Raw genomic sequence first — 2,006 nt, 5'->3', positions numbered from 1 at the left:
AGTGTTGCAGGGGGGAATTGCTGCAGCGGTGGCCACCTTTTTTGGCTTGCCTGCGCTGAACGGTGCTTCCAAATCGGCAAAAGCCGCCAGTGGCAGTGCTTTGCTGGGCTTCAAGGCAATTCCTGTGAGCGCGGAAGACAAACTGGTGGTGCCCGAAGGCTACACTGCCCGTCCGCTGCTGGCTTGGGGTACTCCCATCACCGGCACCTATCCACAGTTCAAGCTGGAAAACACCGGTGCCGAGCAGGGAATGCAGGTGGGCAGCCACCACGATGGCATGCACTTCTTCCCCATTGACGGGAAGGATCCCTGGCAGGGCAGCTCCACCGAGGGTTTGCTGGTGTTTAACCACGAGTACGTTGAGCCTCGGTTTATGCATGCTGCGGCTGTGGGCCAGAAGCTGGATTCCGACCTGTATCCCACCAATCCTGACGGCAGCCGCGATCCCGATCAGGTGCTGAAAGAGCTGAATGGCCACGGGGTGAGCATTGTCCACATCAAGCAGCAGGGAGACGGCAGTTGGGAAGTGGTGCGGGATCGCCTCAACCGCCGCATCACCGGTCTTACCCTCATGGAGATCCACGGCCCGGTGCGGGGATCCGACTTCGTGAAAACCAAGTTCAGCCCTGAAGGCACAATGACCCGGGGTACTTTGAACAACTGCGCCCACGGCGTCACTCCCTGGAATACCTACCTTACTTGTGAGGAGAACTGGGCTGGCTACTTCAGCAACACCAGCAAAGGCCCCGACCAAAAGCCCAACCTGCCCCGGGAGCACAAGCGCTACGGCGTGAGCACCGAGACTTCTCGCTACGGCTGGGAGCTGGCCAGCAACAAGGCAGACGAGTTCATCCGCTTCAATGCCACCCCCACCGCTGCGGATGCCACTCAAGACTACCGCAATGAGCCCAACACTTTTGGCTGGGTGGTGGAGATCGATCCCTTTGATCCCAGCAGCACTCCCAAGAAGCGCACCGCTCTGGGCCGCTTCGCCCACGAAGGCGTGGTGTTTCAGCCGCCGGTGGAAGGCCAGCCGATTGTGGCCTACATGGGGGATGATGCCCGCTTTGAGTACATCTATAAGTACGTCTCTGCCGAGCCCTACCGCAAGGAAACGGCGGGCGGACATCTGTTGGACAATGGCACCTTGTATGTGGCCAAGTTCAACGAAGATGGCACAGGGGAGTGGCTGCCGCTGGTGTTTGGGAAAAACGGTCTAACCCCGGAAAACGGCTTCACCAGCCAAGCAGATGTGTTGGTGAATACCCGCACGGCGGCGGATTTTGTCGGTGCCACCAAGATGGATCGGCCCGAGTGGGGAGCGGTGGATCCGCAAACCCGCATGGTCTACTTCACCCTGACCAACAACAGCCGTCGGGAACAAGACCAGGTGAACGCTGCCAACCCCCGTCCCAAAAACAAGTGGGGTCACATCATCCGTTGGAAGGAAGCCAACGACCGGCCTCAAGCCACCCGTTTCGAGTGGGATCTCTTTGTCTTGGCCGGGCCGCCTGAAGATAGCCGCAAGCTATCGGGCCAGCCCCTCAATGAAGACAACATCTTCAACTCTCCCGATGGTCTGTGGTTCGATGCCAGCCGTCGCCTCTGGATCCAGACCGACACCAGCGAAAGCAATCTCAACCAAGGGGATTTTGCTCCTTTTGGCAATAACCAAATGTTGGCTGCCGATCCGGATACAGGGGAAATTCGCCGCTTCTTGACCGGGCCGATTGGGCAAGAGATCACCGGTGTGGTCACCACTCCCGATCAGCGCACCATGTTCATCAACGTGCAGCACCCAGGCGCCAGCACCAGCGAGGACGACTTTGCCGCCGGCAAGATCCTCTCCCGCTGGCCCGACTACGACCCCAATCTCTACCCCCGCTCGGCGGTGGTGGTGATCACCAAAAATGACGGCGGGATCATCGGTACCTAGTTGTCTCTGAGGCCGTCAGCCCATAAAACCCAGCGGCAGGGATCCTTCATCTCTGCCGCTTTCTTGCACT

At 59.3% G+C, this 2,006-nt stretch carries 1 protein-coding gene; it reads left to right on the top strand.

Annotation, left to right across the window (positions count from 1 at the left end; all coding sequences use genetic code 11):
- A partial coding sequence (locus NW820_RS08460; RefSeq protein ID WP_414407236.1) for a PhoX family protein occupies positions 1 to 1,936 on the top strand: 1,936 nt, incomplete at its 5' end.
- Positions 1,937 to 2,006: the final 70 nt, after the last annotated feature.

This window comes from Synechococcus sp. R55.7, assembly GCF_047461955.1.
GTDB lineage: Bacteria > Cyanobacteriota > Cyanobacteriia > Thermostichales > Thermostichaceae > Thermostichus.
This window is presented reverse-complemented; position numbering and strand designations above follow the sequence as displayed.